This is a genomic window from Pseudomarimonas arenosa, from assembly GCF_014841215.1.
Classification (GTDB): Bacteria; Pseudomonadota; Gammaproteobacteria; order Xanthomonadales; family Xanthomonadaceae; genus Pseudomarimonas; species Pseudomarimonas arenosa.
In genome coordinates, this window is the sequence record NZ_JACYTR010000060.1 from 1 (window position 1) to 21,856 (window position 21,856).

Here is a 21,856-nt window from a genome sequence, read left to right on the forward strand (position 1 = left end):
CGGTCGGCTGCTACGCAGCAACGGCTACTTCGTAGCCTGCGCCTTCGCTACGCTCGGTCGGCTGCTGTCGCAGCTGCGCGGGACTGCGTCCCGATCTCGCCCAAGTGGGCCCACCACTTGGGCCCGTCGCGCCTTGCACTCGACGCAAAGTCCTCGCTGATCATCCGCGCCCCCTCATGAAATATCCGGGTTAAGTCGTCGGTTCGCGGAAAGGGAAGGTTTGGCTAGAACGGCAACTCCGTTCCATCGGCGTGGACAAAGCGGCCTGTATTGTCCAGCGTGGTTTCCTCCAGTCGTGCCAGCAGGCCTTTGGCCGAGGTGGCGGCGTCGACATCGCCCTGGCCGCCGGTCATTTCGGTGCGTACAAAGCCCGGGTGCAGCAAGACCACGGAAATCTCATCGGCGGCCAGGTCGCGCGCCAGGCTGACACCCACCGCATTCACTGCTGCCTTGGATGCGCGATAGCCGTAATAACCACCTGATCCGTTGTCGGCCATCGAGCCCATGCGGCTGGTCAGTATGCCGATCTTGCTGCCTTTTCCGAGATGGCCTCGAAGCGCGCTGATGGCACGCAAGGGGCCCAGGGTGTTGACATTGAACTGGTGCTGCATGCGACTCAGCGCATCCTCATCCATGGCATTCAAGGCCTCCTTGCTCAACACGCCCGCCACCACGATCAGCGTGTTGATGCGTAGATCACCCAATCGCTGCGACAGGGCGCGCAGCGACCCTAGGTCAGCGACATCGACCCCGGTTTCGATCTGCACCGGCAGTGCATCGAGATCGGGTGATGTGCTGCGGCAAGCGGCGATCACCGGAGTGGCGCCATGGCATAGTTCTCGCGCAAGGGCCAGACCAATGCCACGATTGGCGCCGATGATCAGGTGGTGGGTTGAACTCATGGTGATGTCCTCCGTCGTGCCAACTCTGGCACCGGATGCTGGGCGATTACCAGCGCGCTCGCAAGTCGAGCAGCAAGCGCGTGATGTGTTCGCGTTGGCCATCGGCACGTTCGTAGAAGCCCGAGAGCTGAAGACTCCAGGTCTCATCGATGCCGTACGCCACCCAGGGCATGATGCCGCGGGCAGCGGAGTGAAACCACCAGTCGTCGGCATTGAAGGCGGCCATCACTGCGTCTCTTCCGATGCGTTGATAGGCGACGGCGATCTCCCAGTTCTGCGGCAGATCAGATCGGCCGTAGATGGCGCTGAACCGTGCGCCGTCATCGTCGCTGGGCGAGTCCAGGTTGCGCACCATGTCGAGCCGCAATTCCAGCGGGTTGTGCTGCCATTGCCAGGTCGCGGCCAGCTGCACATTCAGCAGCTCAAAGTCACTTAGCAGAACATTTCCCTGAGTGCGATTGCTGCGCGCCAATCCCTCACGGGTCAGGCGTTCGAGATCGCTGTACTTCCACCAGCCGACCCGCGCTTCGGCCGAAAACGGCGCGCCTTCCTGAAAGTGCCAGCCAGCCTGGATCAGGGCCAGCCGGGAGTTGTCTTCATAGAGATGATTCGGGGCAAAGTAGCCGGTGTTCAGCGACCAACGGTTGAAGTCGCCACTCGGCTGGCTGGCGACCAGGGCCACGCCAATCGGTCGCAGATCGGTATCCCAGGTCAGCGGAGTCGTGGCCGCGGGCAAGGGTTGCTTGCCGAGTCGCCACTCAAATCGTTCAGAGGTTCGCCAACCGAGCCAGAACTCATCGAGGCCGACACCATTGCTCTTCTCGTTGTCGAGATTGCGTCGGTTGTCGCGGTTGTCGTCGGTACCTGCGCCGGCCTTGCCGGTGGCAGTGAAGCTCCAGCGCTCTCCCTCGCCGCGCAGCCCTGCGCGCAGCCGGCCGCGTTGTCGATCGATGTCGTCGCGACTGGCAAAACCGCTGGTGTTCTCCACTCGGGCGGCAAAATCGCCAACATAGGTCCAGGCGGTCTCGACCGGCTGAGCTTCGAGTTCCGCTTGCTGTAGCAATGGGTCGACCGTCTGCGCCGAAGCGGAGCAACTGACGGTCAGCCCGAAGGCGATCAGCGCAGCGCTGCAGGCCTGGCGTATCACGCTCGCAGTTCCGACAGGGCGGTGCCGAGTTCCGCTGCGCTCTGAAAGCGATCGCCGACGTTGCGCTGAATGCAGCGCAGAATCAGAGCTTCCAAGGCCGGCGAGATCTGCGGCCACATCTCGCGCGGGGCCTTGGGCTCGAATTGCATCTGATTCATATAGATTTCCACCGTACTGTTGCCTTCGAACGGCAAGCTGCCGCAGAACAGTTCACACATCAAGACACCGCTGGCGAAGATATCCGCACGGTGGTCAACGTCTTGTCCAGACAATTGTTCTGGCGCGGAATACGCCGGCGTGCCGACGTACATGCCCGGATCGGTGGAGCCGGGTGTTTGACGACGGATCGGTCGGGCAATGCCGAAGTCCATCAGCTTGGCGTTGCCGCTGGCTTCAAGAATCAGATTCTCCGGCTTGATGTCACGATGCAGAACGCCGACCTCATGTGCCGCTTGCAGGCCGGCGCAGAGCTGACGGGCGATGCGTAGCGCAGCGGAGTAGGGTATGCGATCGCTCTGATCAAGCATGAAGCGCAGCGTCATGCCGCGCACATACTCCATCGAGATGAACGGAAGCCCGTTGATCTCGCCGAAATCGAAGGTGCGCAGCACATTGGGGTGGGTGATGCGACGAGCAAGCTTGATCTCGCTCTTCAGGCGTTCGAGCTGATCGCCATCACGCAGTGCCTCGCTGCGCAGCATCTTGATTGCCACCACATCGTCGAGTTCCAGGTCTCGGGCTTTGTACACCACGCCCATACCGCCCTTGCCCAGCACGGACAGAATCTGAAAGCGTCCGCCCAGTCGGCTGCCGACGTTCACCGACGTCTCCGAGGTTCTGGCGCTGCTGAGTCCGCTGACGGTAGCCGGACGCTGGATGGTGTCCTGCGCGGTGCTGGTCGAAGGTCTGACCGCAGGTGCCGGCAGGCCGGCTAGTCCGCCGGCGTCGATGGCATAGAAGGCTTTGCCGCTGGCGGCGCCCTTGATCACGCTGACCGCGTCGGCGCCCAACATCGACTTCAGGTGTTCACCCAGTTGTTTGGGCAGCAGTGCACGCCCCGCTTGCGCCTCGCAGGCCAGGCGTTCCAGATTCGGAAGGGTGAGTCCGGCAACCGTGGCCACCGGCAGGCCGTCTTCCATCAGCGCGCCGCGCACCACTGGCCCGTCGAACACTGCCAGCGGTGTCTCTGGCTCACTGCTCAACACCTCACGGACAAACTGCAAGGCATGAACGAGACGTTTTTCGCCAGCAAAGCCTACGGTGAGACGGCTGCCGGCGTGCTGCACCAATTGGCCATCGAACTCACTCGCGGTGGCAGCCACGCCTTCGATGATGGCGGTCCAGGCGTTGATCAGCGGCAGTGCCGAATCAGGCCCCTCGTCCTTGGGCAGCAGGCGTCGCGCGTCAAGCGATACCAGGGTCATCGGCGTGCGGCTCGGTGCTATCGGCGTTGGTTGGGTAGTGGCGGGAGAGGGCGCCTCCTCGGCTCCTGGCTCGGGCATCAAGCGGCTGAGATTGGTCACATAGGCTTCGATGTCGCGCTCGCCACGCAGATCCGAAAGCAGAGAATCGAAAGCGTGCGACAGTTGGGCCAGCTCGTCGCGTCCCTGGATCGCAATGCGCGATTGATAATTGCCGGCGACTGCATCCTTGGCCATCTTGGCCATGGTGCGCAACGGGCTCAGACTGCGGCGGGTCAGCATCAATGACAGTGGCAAGGCCAGCGCCAGAGCCAGGCCGCCAGCCAGGCCCACGGTGTTGAGGATTTCGCGGTAACCCGCTTCGGCTGCCTGTTTGGAACTCAGCTGCAAGGCACTGCCGACGCTGGCCCCGCCCTCCGGCGCCAGCAGATTGAGTCGGACGATCCATTCGCTCTCGCCAAGCACCAGGGTGTCGAGCGGCAGCGCCGAGCCTTGCACCACCGCCTGCGTGAGCGGGTCGGTTGGATCCTGCAGCTGCCGCGCCAGTGCCTGATTGCGAGCCTGGTCCAGCGAGCTGCCGAGGATCTCCGCGCGATTCTCCTGCGGCACCAGGAAGACGATGTCAGCGTCGCTACCGCGGCGAATCTGCTGGCTAAAGTCGTCGTTGATGCGTTTGCCAATGATCAGGAAGCCGATCAGGTCGCCACTTTGGTCGAGCGGCAGAATGGCGGCCTGATAGATGGCCGTGCCCATTCGCCAAAAGTCCGAAAAAGGCCGCAGTTCGCGGATGGCTGGGGCCACGAAGGGATCTTCGGCCATGCTTTGTTGAAAGGCTTCTGGATCATCGGTGCGCGCCAGCACATTGCCCTGGAAGTCGAGCACCATGCCGAAGTCGAACAGGAAGGCTTCCTGGCGCTCGATCAGTAGGTCGTGGATCGAAGCCGACTCGGTGAGCAGCGGGTCAACATTGCCGGCGACCTCGCCTCCCCCTTGAGCTTCACTGATGTAGTTGACGAAGGCGGCGTCGGCTGCAAGCAACTGGATGGTGAGGTTGACCTCCTCCAGGCGCTGCGCGGTGAATTGTTCCTGCAGGGCGCGACTGGCATCCAGGGAATGCTGCACCGCCCGTTCGGCAATCTTGCTGCCCTGCTTCAGACTGACCCAAACGGCTCCACCGATTGCGGCAATCAGGATCAGGGCAATCAGTAGAAAAATGCGCAGTGAGAGTGGGATCCGATAGCGGGTGACGGGCGTTGAATCTGGCTGCATCGCGGACCTCTGGCGGAAGGGCGGGGCGTTGCCGGCGCCCAGGAACAAGCTCCGGTCTGACTTAAGCAAGGTCTGAACAAGTCCATCCTGGCCTTTTCAGAAGCGCCTAGTTCGGCACAGGTCCGAACTAGGCTTACGCTGATCAACAACTTACGTTGTTGATTGCGGCGGTGCATCCTTGCATCGCATGAAGCTCTGAACGTGTTCAGAGGTTCCTTAACCTAGCATCAGTCTGAGCCCGCCGGCAGGGTCAAGTTTGGCAGACAATTCAATAGTTGCGAGTGTTTCCGGCGCGGCCGTAGGGCTTTCCAAACTTGTTCATATGCGGCGGCACCTTGCGCCGTGTCAACTCCAGAACCACGACCTGCTCGGGCGCGTCGCTGGGGTCGATGCGTGCCGTCCAGGGGGCGCTGCGGTCATGATAGACCACCAGATCGCCTGGGCCTTCTGGCACATCCCTTAGCACGAAGTTGCCCTGAGCATCGGGCTGAGTGAACCAAGGTGTGTCGAGCACCAGAATGTAGGCGGCCATCGAGTGATGGACATTGCAATAGACGTTGACCAGGCCCGGCTTGGTGAATACATGTTCCGCGCCGTCGCCACTACCGTAGACGCCGGTATCGAAGGTGTTGCCGCTGCTGCTGGAAAAAGCGTTGTGCAGGATCGGATCCTGGTTCGGAAAGCGCACCTTGGTACCCGGAGTGATCGGCAGAACGCGTGGCACGAACTCCTTGCGGCGGGTCACCATTTGCGCCATCGGCATTGGCTGCGGTGCCTCGAAAGCGGCGGCTGGTCGAAAATACACCACCGCCTGACTGGCCTCGCCGGGCCGTAGCGCCTGGCCCATGGCCTCGATGCGTACGTTGCCCCGCAATTCCGCGGCGCCGGTGGGTAGGCCCACCAGCGCGAGCAGCAAGGCCGTCAACAATCGCCGGCATGGATTCATTCGATCTTCTCGAAGTCGCTGACCACCTCCGGCGGGCCTTCGGGTGACGGCGGGTTGCTGCCGGCGGGCGGTGTTGGGCGCCGGTCTTCGGCCAACAGCCGCTCGAGCTTGGCGAATAGTTCGGCACGCGGGAACGGCTTCTTGAGAAAATCGTCGGCGCCGATCTTCTGCGCGTAGAACTGCTCGGTCGCCTGCATGTTGCCGCTCATCATGATGATCGGTGTCAGCTTGGTGGCTTCTTCACGGCGCAACGCGCGCAGCGCGGCGAAGCCATTCATGCCGGGCAAGACGATGTCGAGAAAGACCATGTCCGGAGGATCACTCGCGGCGGACTCCAGGCCACTTTCGGCGTCCGCCGCGGCGATGGTCTCGTAGCCGTTCTGACGCAGCATCTTGCCCAGCACGGCGATCACCGTGGCCGAGTCGTCGATGATCAAGATGCGGGTGCCGGCGCGCGGCGGCGTGCGCGGCCGCTTGCGACGTTCGGTTTGTGTCGTTTCGCCGCCCCCAAACAATCGGCGAAACAGGCTTGGTTTTGCAGGTATCACGTTCAACTCCCCAAAGAATCCAAAGTCCAGTCGGAATCTCCCATTCCGCCTGGATTGCCGCCGACTTGCGCTCAGCTTAGAGCATTGCGGAGCCGGCGTTTCGATTGATCTCACGCGACAGACGTGTGATCGGCGGGCGCGTCCTGGCGCCGGGCACGCAATTCTTACTCAAGGCTGCGAGCGGCAGCAGTTTCGCTTGTCTTCCGATCAATGGCAAAAGCTGAGCGTTGTACGCGGCGAATTGGCGGACGGACGCAACGCTGCAGTGATTTTCGCGCGGCGACGGTTGCCCCGGGGCGCTCTTCCCGATATTTGGGGAGGGGGGCGATGGGGAGCCGAGCCCCTACCCAGGAACCTCGCTATGCGAGACCCCTGGGCAGGCAAAGATCGGCTCCCTAAACCCACCCCGGCCCTCCCCGGAGGGAGTTCCGGGGCAGTCGTCGCCGCGCGAAAATCAGTGCGCATCGATCTCTCCCTCAGCAGCCGGTTAAGCCAGACGCTACGAAATGGGCACAATGCCCGGCTAGTCGCTACACTAGCAGCGCGGAGCGCCGTGTTTCGTATGGAACGGGCCTCGCTTGTCGCCAACCGATCCACCACTGATCGGAGGGTGTCACCCTCAGGCAAGGAGCAACGCAATGGCGGTCACCCTCTGTCCTGTCGCTCTTACCGCAGGTTGTCGCCGCTGCCCCATCTTCAGTCTATGTCCGCTGAAATCGGTCATTGGCGACCAGTTGCCCGGGTCCGACTCGCGGCCGGCGCCCCAGGCCGACAAGAGCGGTGCCAAGGCAACGACGCAAAAGCGCCACAAAGGGGCGGGCTGATGGGGCGGAAAATGCTTGCCCGGCCAAGGACTTTGTGATGCTGGCCTGGGCTGCCGGAGCGTTCGTTGGGTCAGCAATGGCAGCCCAGCTGTCGCGCTGCGCGCCGTTGGGCCCCTGTCTGGCGGTGGGCGTGGCGATGCTGCTGGGCACAGCGGTCAGTCTCTGGATGATTCCGCATCCAATGTGGATGGCTGCTGCCGGGCTGCTGCTCCCGTTGCCGATCGGTTGCGCCAACGCACGCCGGTTGCCTCGACGCGGCCATTGAACAAGCCGGTCGGATCGGCAGTGAAGGGCCGATCCCGATGGGTCATGCGCGGCGAGTAGCCGGGCGAAGACATTCACGACTGCCTGTGAAGGCAGTTTCAATCGACATTACATTGATCTGGAAGTACCGATGAGCCGCGCATCTAGCACTGATTCTGAACCCACCGCCATGGCCAGCTTCACATCGCTGGGATTGGCCGAACCACTGCTGCGTTCGCTGTCCGATGTTGGCTATGAGACGCCGTCGCCCATTCAGGCGGCAACCTTGCCCCTGCTGATGCAGGGCCGGGATGTTCTGGGGCAGGCGCAAACCGGCACCGGCAAGACGGCGGCCTTCGCCCTGCCTATCTTGCATCGCTTGAACATTCAGTCCGCCTCCACCCAGGCCTTGGTGCTTTGCCCGACCCGCGAGCTGGCCATCCAGGTGGCAGAAGCCTTCCAGAAATATGCTTCGCACATGCGTGACTTCCATGTCTTGCCGATCTACGGCGGGCAAGCCTACGGGCCGCAGCTGAAGGCGCTGAAACGAGGTGTGCAGGTGGTAGTGGGTACGCCGGGGCGAGTGATTGACCATCTGGAGCGCGGTACGCTGGATCTGTCCACCTTGCAGACGCTGGTGCTGGATGAGGCCGATGAAATGCTGCGCATGGGCTTTGTCGATGATGTCGAGGCAGTGCTGAAACGCTTGCCCGAACAGCGTCAGATTGCGCTGTTCTCGGCCACCATGCCGGCACCGATCCGGCGTCTGGCACGCACCTACCTGCGCGACCCCGAAGAGGTGGCGATCGCGGCCAAGACCACCACGGCGGAGAACATCCGCCAGCGTTACTGGTGGGTCAGCGGCCTCGACAAGCTGGATGCGTTGACCCGCATTCTGGAGGTCGAAACCTTCGATGCCATGATCATCTTCACCCGCACCAAACAGGCCACCGAAGAACTGGCTGAAAAGCTGTCGGCACGTGGTTTTTCGGCCGCTGCAATCAATGGCGATCTGGCGCAGGCGCAGCGCGAACGCACTGTTCAGCGTTTGCGCGAGGGGCATCTCGACATCCTGGTTGCCACCGACGTGGCGGCTCGCGGCCTCGATGTGGAGCGGATCAGTCATGTGTTGAATTACGACATCCCCTACGACACCGAAAGCTATGTTCACCGCATCGGCCGTACCGGTCGCGCTGGCCGGCAGGGTGAGGCCATTCTGTTTGTCACACCACGCGAGCGCGGCATGTTGCGCTCGATCGAGCGCGCCACCCGACAGCCCATCGAGCAGATGTCCTTGCCCAGCGTTGACGCAGTGAATGAGCAGCGGGTCAGCAAGTTCCTGAGTCGCATCACTGACGCCTTGGGTGATCCGGAATTGGCGCCGTTTCAGGCCATGATCCGGCGCTACAAGTCTGAACAGAATGTTTCAGCGGATGACGTGGCAGCGGCACTGGCGCGCCTGCTACAGGGCGAAGAGCCGCTGTTGCTGCCGCCCGAGCCGGTGCAGACGCCGCGACCGGAACGGCCGCGGCGCGGTCCGCCGGAGAGCGGCGAGAGCGCGCGCTCTGCGCCGCCGCGGGTGGCGCCGCAGGAAGGCTATGCGATGGAGGCTTATCGAGTCGAGGTTGGCTATCAGCATGGCGTGAAGCCGGGCAACCTGGTCGGTGCCATTGCCAATGAGGCCGGGCTGGAGAGCCGCTTTATCGGGCGCATCGAAATCGGCGACGAGTACAGCCTGGTCGATCTCCCGGAGGGCATGCCGGAAGAGCTGATCGCTCACATGCAGGGTGTGTGGGTGAGCGGACAACGCTTGAAGATGCGCAAAGCCACCGCGCGGGATGAGTTGCCCAGCCGCGGCAGCAAGCGGCCAGGCGGCAAGCGCGCCGGACCTGGCGGCCCAGGCGGGCGAGGGGATGATCGGGGGGAAGGACGGCCTTCGCGAGGCCCCAAGCCTGGAGGCAATAAGCCCGACGGGTACAAGTCAGGCGGATACAAGCCCGGCGGCTTCAAAGCGGGCGGCCCTAAAGGCGGCAAGCGCGACCGCTAGTGTCATGTCGCATAAATAACATTCATAAATGACGTATACTTTTCCGGGCTTGGTTGCGGGAAACGCTGATGGGCCGATTGCGCGCGGATGGTGAGATTGAGCTCTTCGTAACCCGATACAACGCTGACGCAACCCCTTTCCAGTGGATCGCCACCGCCGACTCAATCTTGCAAAAGATTGCGCGCCTTGCGAAACGTATTTCTGCGACAGGACACTAGCTTGCTAGCGACCCTTCACCCCGTCCGATGGAGGCGGACTCAGCATTGAGTCCCCTCGAAGCAGGCATCGATAGGCGTCCAGCACCTGCGCGGGCGCTTCGATCTGCGGGTAGTGACCAACACCGTCGAGCGCGATCGCGCCGTGTTGTGGCAGCAATTCGCGCCAGCGGGCTAGCATGTGGGCGCCAGAGATAGGGTCGTTGCTGCCGTTGATGAAGCCGAGTGGGCAGATACTGGCTTGCATGGCACCCACCCAGCGCTGACGATGCGCGGCCCGCTCCGGGATATAGCCCAGCAGCGAGGGCAGGCAGCGCTGTCCTTCGTGCTCACTGATCTGAGCCCAGAACGCATCAATGTCTGCCTCGCTGGGCGGACTGGTCTTGGCAAAGATGCGACGCATGCTGCGGCGCAAGGCCGAACGACCGATCAGGTGACGCAGCAGCGGCCCCAGGGGCGATAGCAGCAGCTTTTGCAGCAGCAGCGGCCGATGGCATTCGGGAAACAGACCGCCATTGAGGAACACCATTCTTTCGATCTGAAACGGCAGATCTCCGGCCTGCTGGCGCGCCAGAAGCTCCTGCGCCACGGTGTCGCCATAGTCATGGGCCAACACCTGGGCCCGATCGATGCGCAGGCGAGTGATCAGGTCGGCGCACAGATCGGCCTGTTCGAAGATGGAATAGCGATGTGGATACGGCTTGCTGCTGGCGCCAAAGCCGAGCAGGTCGGGCGCTATCAGCTGGTGATCCCGGGCCAGGTCTCGCCACAGCGGCTGCCAGTCCCAGCTTGATGTCGGAAACCCGTGGATCAGCAGCAGTGCCGGGCCCCGTCCGCCCATGCGGTAGAACACCCGCTGGTCGCGCCACTGCAGATGATCACCGCTGACCCGCCATTGGTTCCAATCCATATTTGCTTGCACGCCGTTCGACCCAGGCCACGCCATCCAAGAGTGTGCCATGTGGTGAAGCCTCGCTCCCTACGCTAGGGTACAGACGCTCCGGGCATGGTCGGAGGTAAACTCCGCGCCCCGAAATCGTAAGGACGGGTAGATGGCCTCCTCATTGGCATTGGTGTTTCCGGGTCAGGGTTCGCAGTCGATCGGCATGTTGGCTGAGCTTGCTGCCGCCTATCCGGCAGTGAAAGCCTGCTTCGATGAAGCCTCGGAGGGCGCTGGCGTAGACCTCTGGGCCCTGAGTCAGAGCGGGCCGGAAGAACAGCTGAATCAGACCGAGTTCACCCAGCCGGCCTTGTTGGCGGCCGGTGTGGCCGTGTGGCGGGTCTGGCAGGCCGAGGGTGGCGCCGTTCCCGACGCCTTGGCTGGGCACAGCCTCGGTGAGTACGCCGCGCTGGTGGCCGCCGGGGCCTTGTCGCTTTCTGATGGCGCACGGCTGGTCCGCGAGCGCGGTCGCTTGATGCAGGCCGCGGTGCCGGCAGGAGCCGGCGCAATGGCAGCCGTGCTCGGGGCTGAAGACGATTTGGTGGCCGAAGTGTGCCAGTCGGTCGCAGCACCGGAGGTGGTGGTTGCGGCCAATTTCAACTCCCCAGGCCAGATCGTGATCGGCGGCAGCGCGGCAGGGGTCGACGCCGCCCTGGCCATGCTGGCGGATCGAGGTGTCCGCAAGATGGTGAAGTTGGCGGTCAGTGTGCCTTCGCACACGCCCTTGATGCGCGAGGCAGCGGAACAGCTGGCAGGCAGCATGGCCAAACTGTCATGGTCGGTGCCGAGCATTCCGGTGGTGCAAAACGTCGATGCCAAGGTGCTCGATAGTGTCGAGGCCATCCAGGATGCTCTGCGTCGCCAGCTCTACCTCCCTGTGCGCTGGACCGAATGCGTGCAAGCATTAGCGGCGCGCGGTATCGGAAGGTTGGGTGAGTGCGGGCCGGGCAAGGTGCTGACGGGTCTGGGCAAGCGCATCGACAAGCAGCTCGACCACCGCCCCTTGGGAGCCGTGGCAGACTTGCAGCAAGCGAAAACGGAATGGAGTGTTCAATGAGCAATGCACTGAACGGCGAGATTGTCCTGGTGACTGGTGCCAGTCGAGGCATAGGTGCGGCGATCGCCGACCTGCTGGCCGCGCGCGGCGCCACCGTCATCGGCACTGCCACCAGCGAAGCGGGCGCCGCGGCTATTGGCCAACGCCTGGCTGACAAAGGCGGTCACGGCCGGGTACTGGACGTTGCTCAGCCCGGTGTCGGCGAGGCTTTGGTCGAGGAACTGAACAAGACTTTTGGTGGAGTCAGCATCCTGGTCAACAACGCTGGCATCACACGTGATCAGCTGTTGATGCGCATGAAGGATGACGACTGGCAGGCCATTCTGGATACCAATCTGAGCTCGGTGTTCCGGATGTCGAAAGCGGTGATGCGCAGCATGATGAAGGCACGCAAGGGCCGGATCATCAATATCGCTTCGGTGATTGGCCTGATTGGCAATGCCGGGCAGGCTAACTACGCTGCCGCCAAGGCCGGCATCATCGGCTTTTCGAAGTCCCTAGCCCGTGAGGTCGGCAGTCGCGGCATCACGGTCAATGTGGTGGCGCCGGGCTTTATCGAGACCGATATGACTCGCGATCTGCCGGAAGCTCAGAAAGAGGCCATGCTCGGGCAGATCGCCTTGGGCCGGCTCGGCTCGGCGCAGGACATCGCTGAAGCCGTGGCCTTTCTGGCCTCGCCTGCGGCCGGCTACATCACCGGCGAAACCCTGCATGTCAACGGCGGAATGTACATGCCCTGATTGAGGGCGTTCCGCGACTGTTGTCAGCCGCCAATTCCCACTACAATGCGCCCCTTACGGCCGGGGCTCTCTGGCCGACGATAAGAACCAGTTCACCCCGGGAGGTTACAAAACCCATGAGCACCATCGAAGAACGCGTCAAGAAGATTGTGGTTGAGCAGCTTGGCGTCAAGGAAGAAGAAGTCACTGCGAATGCCAGCTTTGTTGACGATCTGGGCGCAGATTCGCTGGACACCGTTGAGCTGGTGATGGCGCTGGAAGAAGAGTTCGAGTGCGAGATTCCGGACGAAGAAGCCGAGAAGATCACCAGCGTGCAGCAGGCCATCGATTACGTGAAGGCGCACGTCAAGAGCTGATAGCTCTCCGATTTGCGTGAAACGGGGCCGCCAACGTGCGGCCCCGTGCGTTTCAAACGTCCGAATTTGCATGATCAGTTTGAAACGGATGTTTGTGTGGCAACGCTGAACATGCCGCCAATGGCATGTCATCCTCCTCAGCGGACAGCCTGCCTCAGGGGTGCGATCATGGTGATCTGCGCCGGCGAGGCGCAGCTGTTGGCAAAGTCGAGAATCAGAACATGAGCAAACGACGCGTCGTAGTGACTGGAATGGGCATCGTGTCGCCGGTGGGCAACACCTTGGACAGCGCATGGGACAGCATCATCCATGGCCGCAGCGGCATTGCTCCGATCACCGTATTTGATGCCGCGCAGTTCACTACCAAGATCGCCGGACAGGTGAAGGACTTCGATCCGACGGTGTGGATATCGCCGAAAGACGCCAAGAAGATGGACATCTTCATCCACTATGGCGTAGCCGCCTCGTTCATGGCGATCGAGGACGCGGGCCTTGAGATCACCGAAACCAATGCTGAACGCATCGGTGCGATTCTGGGTTCAGGCATCGGCGGCATTCTCGGCATCGAGGAGCAAACCGCGCGTTATATCGACGGTGGCCCGCGCAAGATTTCGCCGTTCTATGTGCCGAGTACCATCATCAATATGCTGCCCGGCCAGGTCAGCATCATGAAGGGGCTGAAAGGGCCCAATTTCTCTGCAGTATCGGCCTGCGCCACCAGCAATCACAGCATTGGCGTGGCGATGCGCATGATTCAGTACGGCGATGCCGACGTCATGCTGGCCGGCGGCGCCGAGCGCGGTTCCTCGCCCACCGCGGTCGGTGGTTTCTGCTCGATGAAGGCACTGTCCACCCGCAATGACGATCCGACCAAGGCCAGCCGGCCTTGGGACAAGGGCCGCGATGGCTTTGTGCTGGGCGACGGCGCTGGTGTACTGATCCTGGAAGAATACGAGCACGCCAAGGCGCGCGGGGCGCGCATCTATTGCGAACTGGCCGGCTTCGGCGCCAGTTCGGACGCCTTCCACATGACGGCACCGAGCGACAACGGCGAGGGGCCGGCGCGTTGCATGCGCATGGCGTTGCGTGACGCCGGCTTGAATCCGGATCAGGTCGACTACCTGAATGCGCACGGCACCTCGACGCCGCTGGGCGATCTCGCCGAAACCCTGTCGATGAAAAAGACCTTCGGCGACCATGCCTACAAGCTGATGGTCAGCTCGACCAAGTCGATGACAGGTCATCTGCTGGGTGCTGCCGGTGGTGTGGAAGCGGTGTTCAGCATTCTTGCCCTGCATCGCGGAGTGATTCCGCCGACCATCAATCTGGAGTCGCCGAGCGAAGGCTGTGATCTCGACTACGTGCCAAATGTGGCGCGAGAAAAGGCGATCCAGGTCGCGGTGTCGAACGGCTTTGGCTTCGGCGGCACCAATGGCACCCTGGTCTTCCGCAAGATCTAGCCACCGGTGACTGCTGTGCTCGCGGCCGTGCCGGCGCGCATCTGTCGGCTGGCAGCGTCGCCCGACCTGCTTGCCCTGCAGGCGGGCGATCCAGGGCGCTTTCCGCTGCTGCTGGAAAGTGCGGCCGAAGGTGCACGCGGTCGCTTTGACCTGTTATTGGTCGGGTCAGCGCAACGCCTGGTGTTGAACGGCGATGGACAGCTCGCTGGAGAGAACCTGCCGTTCACTCCGCAGGGCGGATTCCTGACGGCGCTCGATGTCTGGTGGCAGCAGCTGGCTCTGCCGGTCTCCGGTCCACGCATTCAACTGGAGTCGGCGCCGCTGTTCAGCGGCGGCTGGGCCCTGTTTCTTGGCTATGAACTGGCCGGCGAGATCGAGCCACGCTTGCGCCTGTCCGCGCCAGAGTCCGGGTTGCCGATTGCTGTAGCGCAGCGCTGTCCGGCGGCGATCGTCCGAGATCGGCGCACCGGCGACTGCTGGATCGAGTGCGAAGGCGATCAGCCTGAGTTGTTCGACGCGCTTTGTGCAGAGTTGGGCGCCAATAGCGCGGTCCGCGCTCCGGCAAGCGAGGCCAGCCCGGTCACCATTGAGAAGTTGAGCGAGGAGCCCGCCGAGCGCTATGTGCAGGGTGTGCGGCGCTGCCTTGAGTACATTGCGGCCGGCGATGTGTTTCAGGTCAACCTGTCGCGCGGCTGGCAGGCGGAGTTGCGCGCCGGGCAGGGAGCTACCGAGGTCTACAGCGCCCTGCGCCGCAGCAACCCGGCGCCATTTGCCGGTTTGATGGTGCTGGATGGCGATCAGTGGGTGATCAGTTCCTCGCCTGAGAGGTTGGTCTCTCGACGCGGAGAGCGCTTGGAGACCCGGCCGATTGCCGGCACCCGTGCCCGCGGTAGTGCGGAACAGGAGGCCGCCCTGGTGGCTGAGTTGCTCAGCCACCCGAAAGAGCGCGCCGAACACATCATGCTGATCGATCTTGAACGCAACGACCTGGGGCGGGTCAGCGTGCCTGGCAGCGTGCAGGTCGATGACCTGATGGCCGTGGAAACCTATGCTCATGTGCATCACATCGAGTCGACCGTGTCTGGACACGCCAAGCCAGCGCTGTCGCCCGGCGATTTGATTCGCGCCGTGTTCCCCGGCGGCACCATCACCGGCTGCCCGAAGGTGCGCTGCATGGAGATCATCGCCGAGTTGGAACAGAGTGCACGCGGACCCTACACCGGGGCAATCGGTTGGTTGAGCCGCTCAGCCGACATGGATCTGAACATATTGATTCGCTCGCTCTCCTTGGTCGGGCAGACCTTGCGCTTTCGCGCCGGCGCCGGGGTGGTAGCCGATTCTGACCCCGAGGCTGAACTGGCCGAAACGCGGGCCAAGGCCCGTGGGCTGCTGGCAGCCTTGCAGGGATGAGCGAGCGGCTGGCCAGCCTGGTCGATGGTGTGCCGACGGATCGGGTGCCAATTGACGACCGCGGGCTGCTGTACGGTGACGGCGTGTTTGAAACGATTCTGCTCGAGTACGGCCAACCGTTGTGGTGGACACAACACATCGATCGGCTGTGCCAGGGTGCCCAGCGATTGGGCATGGATGCGCCGGCAGCGAAAGACTGGCAGCGGGAGCTTGATCTCCTGCTGAGGGCCCTGGATGTGGCGTTGCCAACTCACGCCGTGCTGCGGATCAGCCTGACCCGAGGCAGTGGCGGGCGTGGCTATTCTGCCGATGCCTCGCGGTCACCGCGGCGCTTGATGCTGCTTTTCCCGGCACCGCAATCTGTCGACGGTGGCGGGTTGCGAGTGCGCTGCTGCGCATTGCGACTGGCCGCGCAGCCGGCCTTGGCCGGCATCAAGCACCTGAATCGTCTGGAACAGGTGCTGGCCCGTTTGGAATGGCAGGCACTGCCCTCAGAGCAGCGCAGTCATTTCGATGAAGGGCTGCTGCTGGATGCTGCCGGTGATGTGGTCTGCGCCACCATCGGCAATCTGCTCTGGCTGGATCGGCACGGCTGGCATACGCCGCCGATCGTCGATTGCGGTATTGCCGGCATTTGCCGCGCTGAGCTACTGCAATGGGGCTGGGTCGACGAATGTTCGCTGTCGGCGTCGAACCTGGATCAGGTCGAGGGGCTGGCCGTCTGCAATAGCGTTCGCGGTATCCTCCCGGTAGCCAGCCTCGATGAGCGGGTGCTGCCCGGGGCGGCGGCTGCCTCGGCGTTGCGTTCGCGTTTGCTGCAACAGGAGCCCGCATTTGACTATTGATCATGACCACGGCCGCCAGCGCGTGCGGTGCGCAGGAGTGTCCAAGTGAGTCGGCGCAAGTCGCTGCGGCGCGCGTTGCTAACACTGCTGCTGTTCGGCATTCTGCTGGGCGGCTGGCTGGCACACGGCGAGTGGCGTGCCTATCAGCAGTTTGTCGATCAACCCCTGACAAATGGCGATATCGAACGCGTGATCGAGGTGCGCTCAGGCGACAGCTTTCGTCACGTCCTGACTCGTCTGCGTACGCTGGGTGTTAAAGAGGGGCGCGACGAATACTGGCGCTATCTGGCCTGGGAGCTTGGCGTGATGCGCAAGCTGCAGGTCGGCGAGTACCTGCTGTTTCACGGCATCACGCCGCGTGAATTGCTAGGTCGAATGGAGAAAGGCCGGGTCATCCAGCATCGCTTCACGATCATTCCAGGCTGGAACCTGCGCGATCTGCGTTTGGCCCTGGCTGAGGATCCGGTGCTGGAGCAGACCTTGCCCGGGCTCAGTGAGGGCGAACTGCTGACCCGGCTGGGATTGGAAACCGCCAGCGCGGAAGGGCGCTTTCTGCCCGAGACCTATCAGTTCACCCGCGGCGTCAGCGATATCGATATCCTCAAGCGCGCACGCGTGGCCATGGACCAGGCGTTACAACGGCACTGGCAAGCCCGGGTGAATGATTTGCCGCTGGACTCGCCCGAACAGGCGCTGATTCTGGCCAGCATCATCGAGAAGGAAACCGGGCTGGCTGCAGAGCGCCCTGAGATCGCCGGCGTGTTCATTCGGCGGCTACGCATCGGCATGAAACTGCAAACCGATCCGACCGTCATATACGGCCTCGGCGACTCGTTCAACGGCAATCTTACTCGCGCGCACCTGACCACCGATACGCCGTTCAATACCTACACGCGAGGTGGTCTGCCACCGACACCGATTGCCATGCCCAGCGAACACGCCATTATTGCCGCGCTGAATCCGGCTGATGGCGATACGCTGTACTTCGTGTCACGCGGTGACGGCAGTCACCAGTTCTCGCGCACGCTGTCCGAACATAACACGGCGGTTCGCCGATTTCAGTTGAAGCGACGATGAGTGGACGACTGATCAGCTTCGAAGGCGGGGAAGGGGCCGGCAAGTCCAGCGTCATCGGCGCGGTCGAGTCTCTATTGGTTGAGCGACACATCGAGTTTGTTCGTGTGCGTGAACCCGGCGGAACCGCGCTGGGTGAACGGGTCAGGAGCATCCTGCTCACGCCGGGTGAGGCGCCGCTGAGCGCAGCCACAGAGTTGCTGCTGATGTTCGCCTCTCGGGCGCAATTGCTGGATGAAGTCGTGCGGCCGGCCTTGGCGCGCGGTTGCTGGGTGCTGGCTGATCGTTTCACCGATGCCAGTTTTGCCTATCAGGGCGGCGGTCGAGGCCTGGACAGTGCCTGGATCGCCGAGCTGGAACGCCGTGTCGTGGGGCGCAGGCCGGACCTCAGCCTGCTGCTCGATGTACAGGTTGACATCGGTCTGCAGCGCGCACGCGGACGCGGGGGCGAGGCCGATCGTATCGAGCGAGAGTCGATTGAGTTTTTCGAACGGGTGCGAGCGGCCTATCGAGCGTTGGCGGCCGAGCAGCCCGAGCGCTGGACCGTGCTCGATGCAGGTCAGCCGATGGATGCGGTGGCCAGCGCAGCGCGAGAGGCGGTCGCCGGCAGAATCGATCTATGGAGCAGCGCGGAATGACACCGTGGGAACAGCCGGTCTGGACTCGATTGCTTGAATCATTGGCGCAGCAGCGATTGGCGCACGGCTTGCTGTTCTGCGGTCCCGCCGACGGCGGGCAAGCAGAACTGGCCGCTCGGTTGGCCGAATATCTGCTGTGCAGCCAGCGCGTCGATGGCGCTGCCTGCGGAACCTGTCGCAGCTGTCATCTGCGCCTCGCCGGCAGTCACCCAGACTTGCGCCGGATCCGTTTGCTAGAGCGCGACGACGGTCGGCTGAAAACGGAAATTGGCGTCGAGCAGATTCGTGAGTTGAGCCAGTGGCTAAGTCTGACGGCGCAGTTCGGTGGCGCCCAGGTGGCGCTGATCGAGCCGGCTGACAAGCTCAATGTCAGTGCTGCCAACGCCTTGCTGAAAACGCTGGAAGAGCCGGCCTCCAACCGCTTTCTGCTGCTGGTGACCGACGCGACTGATCGCCTGCCGGCCACCGTGCGCAGTCGCTGCCAGCGCGTCGAAGTGCGGCTGCCGCCTGCCGACACGGGCCTGCAATGGCTGCATGCGCAGGGTGTGTCAGCAGCCGATGCCGAGCGCGCCCTCAAGCTGGCCGACGGCAATCCGCGCCGGGCCTTGATCCTGCGCCAGGACGGCGGCTTGCAGCGCGCCGACGAGGTGTGGCGCGACCTGGGTGCGCTGTCGACGGGTCGTGAGCTGCCCACACGGGTCGCCCAACGCTGGATGGCCGATGCGCCGGAGGATCGGCTGAGCATGGCGGTTCGCTGGGTTTGTGCGCAGGCCAAGTCATCGGGTGAAAAAGGTCGCTTGACCCCTCAGGCCGATTTTCACAAGCTAGCAGCCTGGGTCCAACAGGCCAATGAGGCACGTCGACGCTGGTCGGCGCCGCTACGGCATGAACTTCTGCTCACCGGACTGTTATTGTCCTGGCAGGAGAGCAACCGCTAGGCCGGTTGGCCGATGCAAGGCCACAGGGAGAATTCAAATGGTGGGTGGCGCAGTAAGGCAGGGCATTCTGTCGCTGGCAATCAAGGACAAGCAGGCGCTGTACAACGCCTACATGCCTTTTGTGAAGGGCGGTGGAATCTTTGTGCCGACGGTGAAGCGTTACGCCATTGGCGATGAAGTGTTCATTCTGCTGACCTTGCTCGAAGACAAGGAGCGTCTGCCGGTGGCAGGCCGGGTATGCTGGGTAACCCCGCCGGGTTCTCAGGGCAATCGCACCGCAGGAATTGGCGTGCAGTTCAACGAGTCGGCTGAAGGTGAGGTGGTTCGCGGCAAGATCGAAACCTTGCTGGCCGGCATTCTGAATTCGGACAAGACCACCCACACGATGTAGATGCAGTCAGCGGGCAGGCGTCTACAGATCGCCAACGGTGCGGTTGCGCCCTGTCTGCTTGGCACGATAAAGCGCTTCATCGGCGCGTCGCACCAGATGCGCCAGCGGATCGGCTGCATCAAGGCCGCGGAAGGCCACGCCGACGCTGATCGAAAGCGGCAACAGCTCTCCCTCGTGCCGCAGCTCGCTCTGTTCTACCACTCGTCGCAGCACTTCGGCAAGATCCTTGGCCGTTGCCGCGTCGACTGTGGGCAGGATGACGGCGAACTCCTCACCACCGTAGCGAGCCAACTGACCGCCCGCACTTTGTACCGGACCTTGCAGCAACTGCGCGATGTGGATCAAAGCCACGTCTCCGGCTTGATGACCGAAGCGATCGTTGACCTCCTTGAAACGGTCGGCGTCGATCATCAGCAGCGCAAAGGCACGATCCTCGCGCACTCGGGCTTCTTCGGCACGATTCAGTGAGTGCTCGAATGAGCGGCGATTGAGCACGCCGGTGAGGCCGTCCTGCCGACTGAAATCGCGCAGCTGACGATTGGCTGCTTCCAGCCGATGCAGGGTTTCGTCCAACTCATGTGTGCGTTCTCGCACTCGCGCTTCAAGCTGTTCGTGGGCGATGACCAGCCGCCTGCGATTGGCTTCAGTCAACATATTGATGCGGTAGGCCAGGGCGAAGGACAGCAGGACCATTTCGGCCGCTGACCCGATGTGGATCGAATATTCGGTAAACGGGTTCTTCGGCAGCCAGCCCAGGGCCACCGAGGCATAGACCATGATGCCGAGCAGCAGCGCGATCCAGGCCCAGAGAAAATACTTCGCCGGAGCGAACTGGCGCAGGCTCTGGATCGCAACGGCGAGGATCAGCAAGGCCGCCGGGAATACCATCAGGGTCAGCACCCGCACCACCCAGTGATACGGCAACAACAGCGAAGCGGCGCCCATCACCAACGATGCGTAGATGATCAACTGCAGCAGCAGGTCACTGCGCGGGTGATGAGACTGCAGGTTGAGAAAGCGTCGAGTGAAGTGGGTCATCGACGCAATCGAACAGGCCATGCTCAGTAGCACCGCGAGATTGTTCCAGTCCGGCGCGTTTGGCCACAGCAACTGGAATCCGAGTCCGGTCAGATTGAGCAGCATCCAGCCGACGCTGGCCGCGTACAGCACATAGAACAGAAAGTTTCGATCGCGCACCGAGATGTACAGGATCAGGTTGTAGGCCAGCAAGCCAGCCAGAATGCCAAAGTAGGCGCCAATGCCGAGAATCGTCAGCTGAGACCGCTCAAAGTATTCAGCGCTGCGGGTCCAGACCAAGGGGATCTGCATCGAGCTCTGGCTGCGGGCACGAAGGTAGAACTCGTATCGGCCCGGCGCATGGAGTTCCTGACTGAAGTTGATGTAGCGATGACTGAAACTACGCTCGCTGAACGGGCGTCGATCGCCACCAGCCCAGTGATGGGACTGTCCGTCGGGGTCCAGTCGATACAGGTCGACATAGTCGATCAGCGGATACTCCAGCATCAGCAGCCAATCGGAGGCGTCGCGCGCGTCGCGTTCGACAGCGAAATGCAGCCAGAGAACCTCGTCGCGGAAGCCGAAATTCATCGAGTCGCCAAGGATCGGTGCGAACTGTCCGTTGGAAAAGGCTGCGCGGGCGTCTTCCAGACTGGCATTGCTCTGCGTAGTGCTCCAGGTGGCGCTGTGGCTGACCAGATCGGTGCGCAATGCGTTCCGATCGAGTTGCAGAGCGGTGCTGGCCCAGGTCGGAAGGGGGCTGAGCAAGGCCAGCAGGGTTGTCAGCGCCCACAGCCATTCGCAGGTGCTTGAACGCGCCCAACGGCTGCAGGTCGCCGTACTCCAGGGCATCAACAAATCGGGAGACTGCACGTTGGCGTTTCGCTTATCGGTGCGGAGGACGACATTGCCAGCCAAGCTTTGTGCGAAGGGTCCGGGTTAGTCCGATGCTGATCGGCAACGGCCTGTATTGCAAGTAGCGGGGCGTGCCCGAAGATCCCCCCGCTTGCCAGTCGGACCCCGTTTCGATTATTGTAATAACGCATTAGCACACTAAAGCAATGAAACGACGATCTCTGACCACCGATGCCGCTGCCGACAACCACCTCGACACCCTGTGTCAGGTGCTGGCGGCGCTCGACTCGCCGGCGCAGTTGAAGGCATTTCTGACCGATCTTTGCACGCCGGCTGAGCTAGAGGCGCTGACCGATCGTTGGCGCGTGGTGCCCTTGCTGCTGGAGGGGCGTTCGTATCGAGACATTCACGATGTCTCCGGCGTCAGCGTAACCACCATCGGTCGTGTGGCGCGCTGTCTGGGCGAAGGGCAGGGCTATCGGTTGGCCGCCGACGCCATGCACCTGCCGTCGCATCGACCTGGGCTCGACACCGCTCAGCTCGACGCTTCCAACCAATAATTCCACATTCGGG

The 21,856-nt window shown here is 62.7% G+C and carries 19 protein-coding genes and 1 pseudogene; 13 read left to right on the forward strand and 7 right to left on the reverse strand.

From position 1 onward, the window contains the following. Positions 1–224 precede the first annotated feature (224 nt). The 5 genes from IFO71_RS18160 to IFO71_RS18180 all read right to left on the reverse strand — a co-directional run bounded on the left by IFO71_RS18160 (position 225) and on the right by IFO71_RS18180 (position 6,347). Positions 225–902, reverse strand: a complete 678-nt coding sequence (locus tag IFO71_RS18160; RefSeq protein ID WP_192031093.1) for an SDR family oxidoreductase — start codon at positions 900–902, stop codon at positions 225–227. Between the two features lie 46 nt (positions 903–948). Further along, a complete protein-coding gene (locus tag IFO71_RS18165) occupies positions 949–2,049 on the reverse strand; it encodes a hypothetical protein (RefSeq protein ID WP_192031094.1) in 1,101 nt (366 codons plus the stop codon). Then, entirely contained in the window at positions 2,046–4,739 is a 2,694-nt protein-coding gene (locus IFO71_RS18170) for a protein kinase domain-containing protein (protein WP_192031095.1), read from the reverse strand. The genes IFO71_RS18165 and IFO71_RS18170 overlap by 4 nt, the downstream gene beginning before the upstream one ends. 268 nt (positions 4,740–5,007) lie before the next feature. Continuing rightward, positions 5,008–5,685, reverse strand: a complete 678-nt coding sequence (locus tag IFO71_RS18175) for a cupredoxin domain-containing protein (RefSeq protein ID WP_192031096.1) — start codon at positions 5,683–5,685, stop codon at positions 5,008–5,010. Then, entirely contained in the window at positions 5,682–6,347 is a 666-nt protein-coding gene (locus tag IFO71_RS18180) for a response regulator (RefSeq protein ID WP_332309411.1), read from the reverse strand. Before IFO71_RS18180 ends, IFO71_RS18175 begins: the two co-directional genes overlap by 4 nt. 747 nt (positions 6,348–7,094) lie before the next feature. On the opposite strand from IFO71_RS18180, the gene IFO71_RS18185 reads away from it, so the two are divergent. After that, on the forward strand, positions 7,095–7,322 hold the full coding sequence (locus IFO71_RS18185) for a hypothetical protein (protein ID WP_192031097.1): 228 nt from the start codon (positions 7,095–7,097) through the stop codon (positions 7,320–7,322). A gap of 129 nt (positions 7,323–7,451) precedes the next feature. After that, positions 7,452–9,260, forward strand: a pseudogene (locus IFO71_RS18190) (DEAD/DEAH box helicase); the annotation flags it as partial. Positions 9,261–9,569: 309 nt separating this feature from the next. Here IFO71_RS18190 and IFO71_RS18195 read toward each other — a convergent pair. Next, on the reverse strand, positions 9,570–10,472 hold the full coding sequence (locus IFO71_RS18195; RefSeq protein ID WP_192031099.1) for an alpha/beta fold hydrolase: 903 nt from the start codon (positions 10,470–10,472) through the stop codon (positions 9,570–9,572). Between the two features lie 142 nt (positions 10,473–10,614). On the opposite strand from IFO71_RS18195, the gene fabD reads away from it, so the two are divergent. The 10 genes from fabD (at position 10,615) to IFO71_RS18245 (ending at position 19,411) form a co-directional block, all read left to right on the forward strand. Continuing rightward, positions 10,615–11,559, forward strand: a complete 945-nt coding sequence (gene fabD / locus IFO71_RS18200) for an ACP S-malonyltransferase (protein WP_192031100.1) — start codon at positions 10,615–10,617, stop codon at positions 11,557–11,559. Further along, on the forward strand, positions 11,556–12,299 hold the full coding sequence (gene fabG / locus IFO71_RS18205; RefSeq protein WP_192031101.1) for a 3-oxoacyl-ACP reductase FabG: 744 nt from the start codon (positions 11,556–11,558) through the stop codon (positions 12,297–12,299). Before fabD ends, fabG begins: the two co-directional genes overlap by 4 nt. Before the next feature lie 116 nt (positions 12,300–12,415). After that, positions 12,416–12,655, forward strand: coding sequence for an acyl carrier protein (acpP, locus tag IFO71_RS18210; protein ID WP_192031102.1), 240 nt, complete (start codon positions 12,416–12,418; stop codon positions 12,653–12,655). Positions 12,656–12,876: 221 nt separating this feature from the next. Next, entirely contained in the window at positions 12,877–14,115 is a 1,239-nt protein-coding gene (fabF, locus tag IFO71_RS18215; protein WP_192031103.1) for a beta-ketoacyl-ACP synthase II, read from the forward strand. A 6-nt stretch (positions 14,116–14,121) separates the two neighbouring features. Further along, the gene (locus IFO71_RS18220; protein ID WP_332309412.1) at positions 14,122–15,525 is read left to right on the forward strand and encodes an aminodeoxychorismate synthase component I; all 1,404 of its coding nucleotides are present in this window, start codon (positions 14,122–14,124) and stop codon (positions 15,523–15,525) included. Further along, positions 15,522–16,370, forward strand: coding sequence for an aminodeoxychorismate lyase (pabC, locus tag IFO71_RS18225; RefSeq protein ID WP_192031105.1), 849 nt, complete (start codon positions 15,522–15,524; stop codon positions 16,368–16,370). The genes IFO71_RS18220 and pabC overlap by 4 nt, the downstream gene beginning before the upstream one ends. A gap of 45 nt (positions 16,371–16,415) precedes the next feature. Continuing rightward, positions 16,416–17,447: an endolytic transglycosylase MltG gene (gene mltG / locus IFO71_RS18230; protein ID WP_332309413.1), complete on the forward strand. Its 1,032-nt coding sequence runs from the start codon at positions 16,416–16,418 to the stop codon at positions 17,445–17,447. Next, positions 17,444–18,082 (forward strand): dTMP kinase, encoded by a 639-nt coding sequence (gene tmk, locus IFO71_RS18235; RefSeq protein WP_192031106.1) that lies wholly within the window; start codon positions 17,444–17,446, stop codon positions 18,080–18,082. The genes mltG and tmk overlap by 4 nt, the downstream gene beginning before the upstream one ends. Then, entirely contained in the window at positions 18,079–19,020 is a 942-nt protein-coding gene (holB, locus tag IFO71_RS18240) for a DNA polymerase III subunit delta' (RefSeq protein WP_192031107.1), read from the forward strand. Before tmk ends, holB begins: the two co-directional genes overlap by 4 nt. Positions 19,021–19,057: 37 nt before the next feature. Further along, positions 19,058–19,411, forward strand: coding sequence for a PilZ domain-containing protein (locus IFO71_RS18245; protein ID WP_192031109.1), 354 nt, complete (start codon positions 19,058–19,060; stop codon positions 19,409–19,411). 21 nt (positions 19,412–19,432) lie between these two features. Here IFO71_RS18245 and IFO71_RS18250 read toward each other — a convergent pair whose 3' ends face one another. Next, the gene (locus IFO71_RS18250) at positions 19,433–21,280 is read right to left on the reverse strand and encodes a sensor domain-containing diguanylate cyclase (RefSeq protein ID WP_192031110.1); all 1,848 of its coding nucleotides are present in this window, start codon (positions 21,278–21,280) and stop codon (positions 19,433–19,435) included. A gap of 209 nt (positions 21,281–21,489) precedes the next feature. On the opposite strand from IFO71_RS18250, the gene IFO71_RS18255 reads away from it, so the two are divergent. Continuing rightward, positions 21,490–21,843, forward strand: a complete 354-nt coding sequence (locus IFO71_RS18255) for a YerC/YecD family TrpR-related protein (RefSeq protein ID WP_192031111.1) — start codon at positions 21,490–21,492, stop codon at positions 21,841–21,843. Positions 21,844–21,856: the final 13 nt, after the last annotated feature.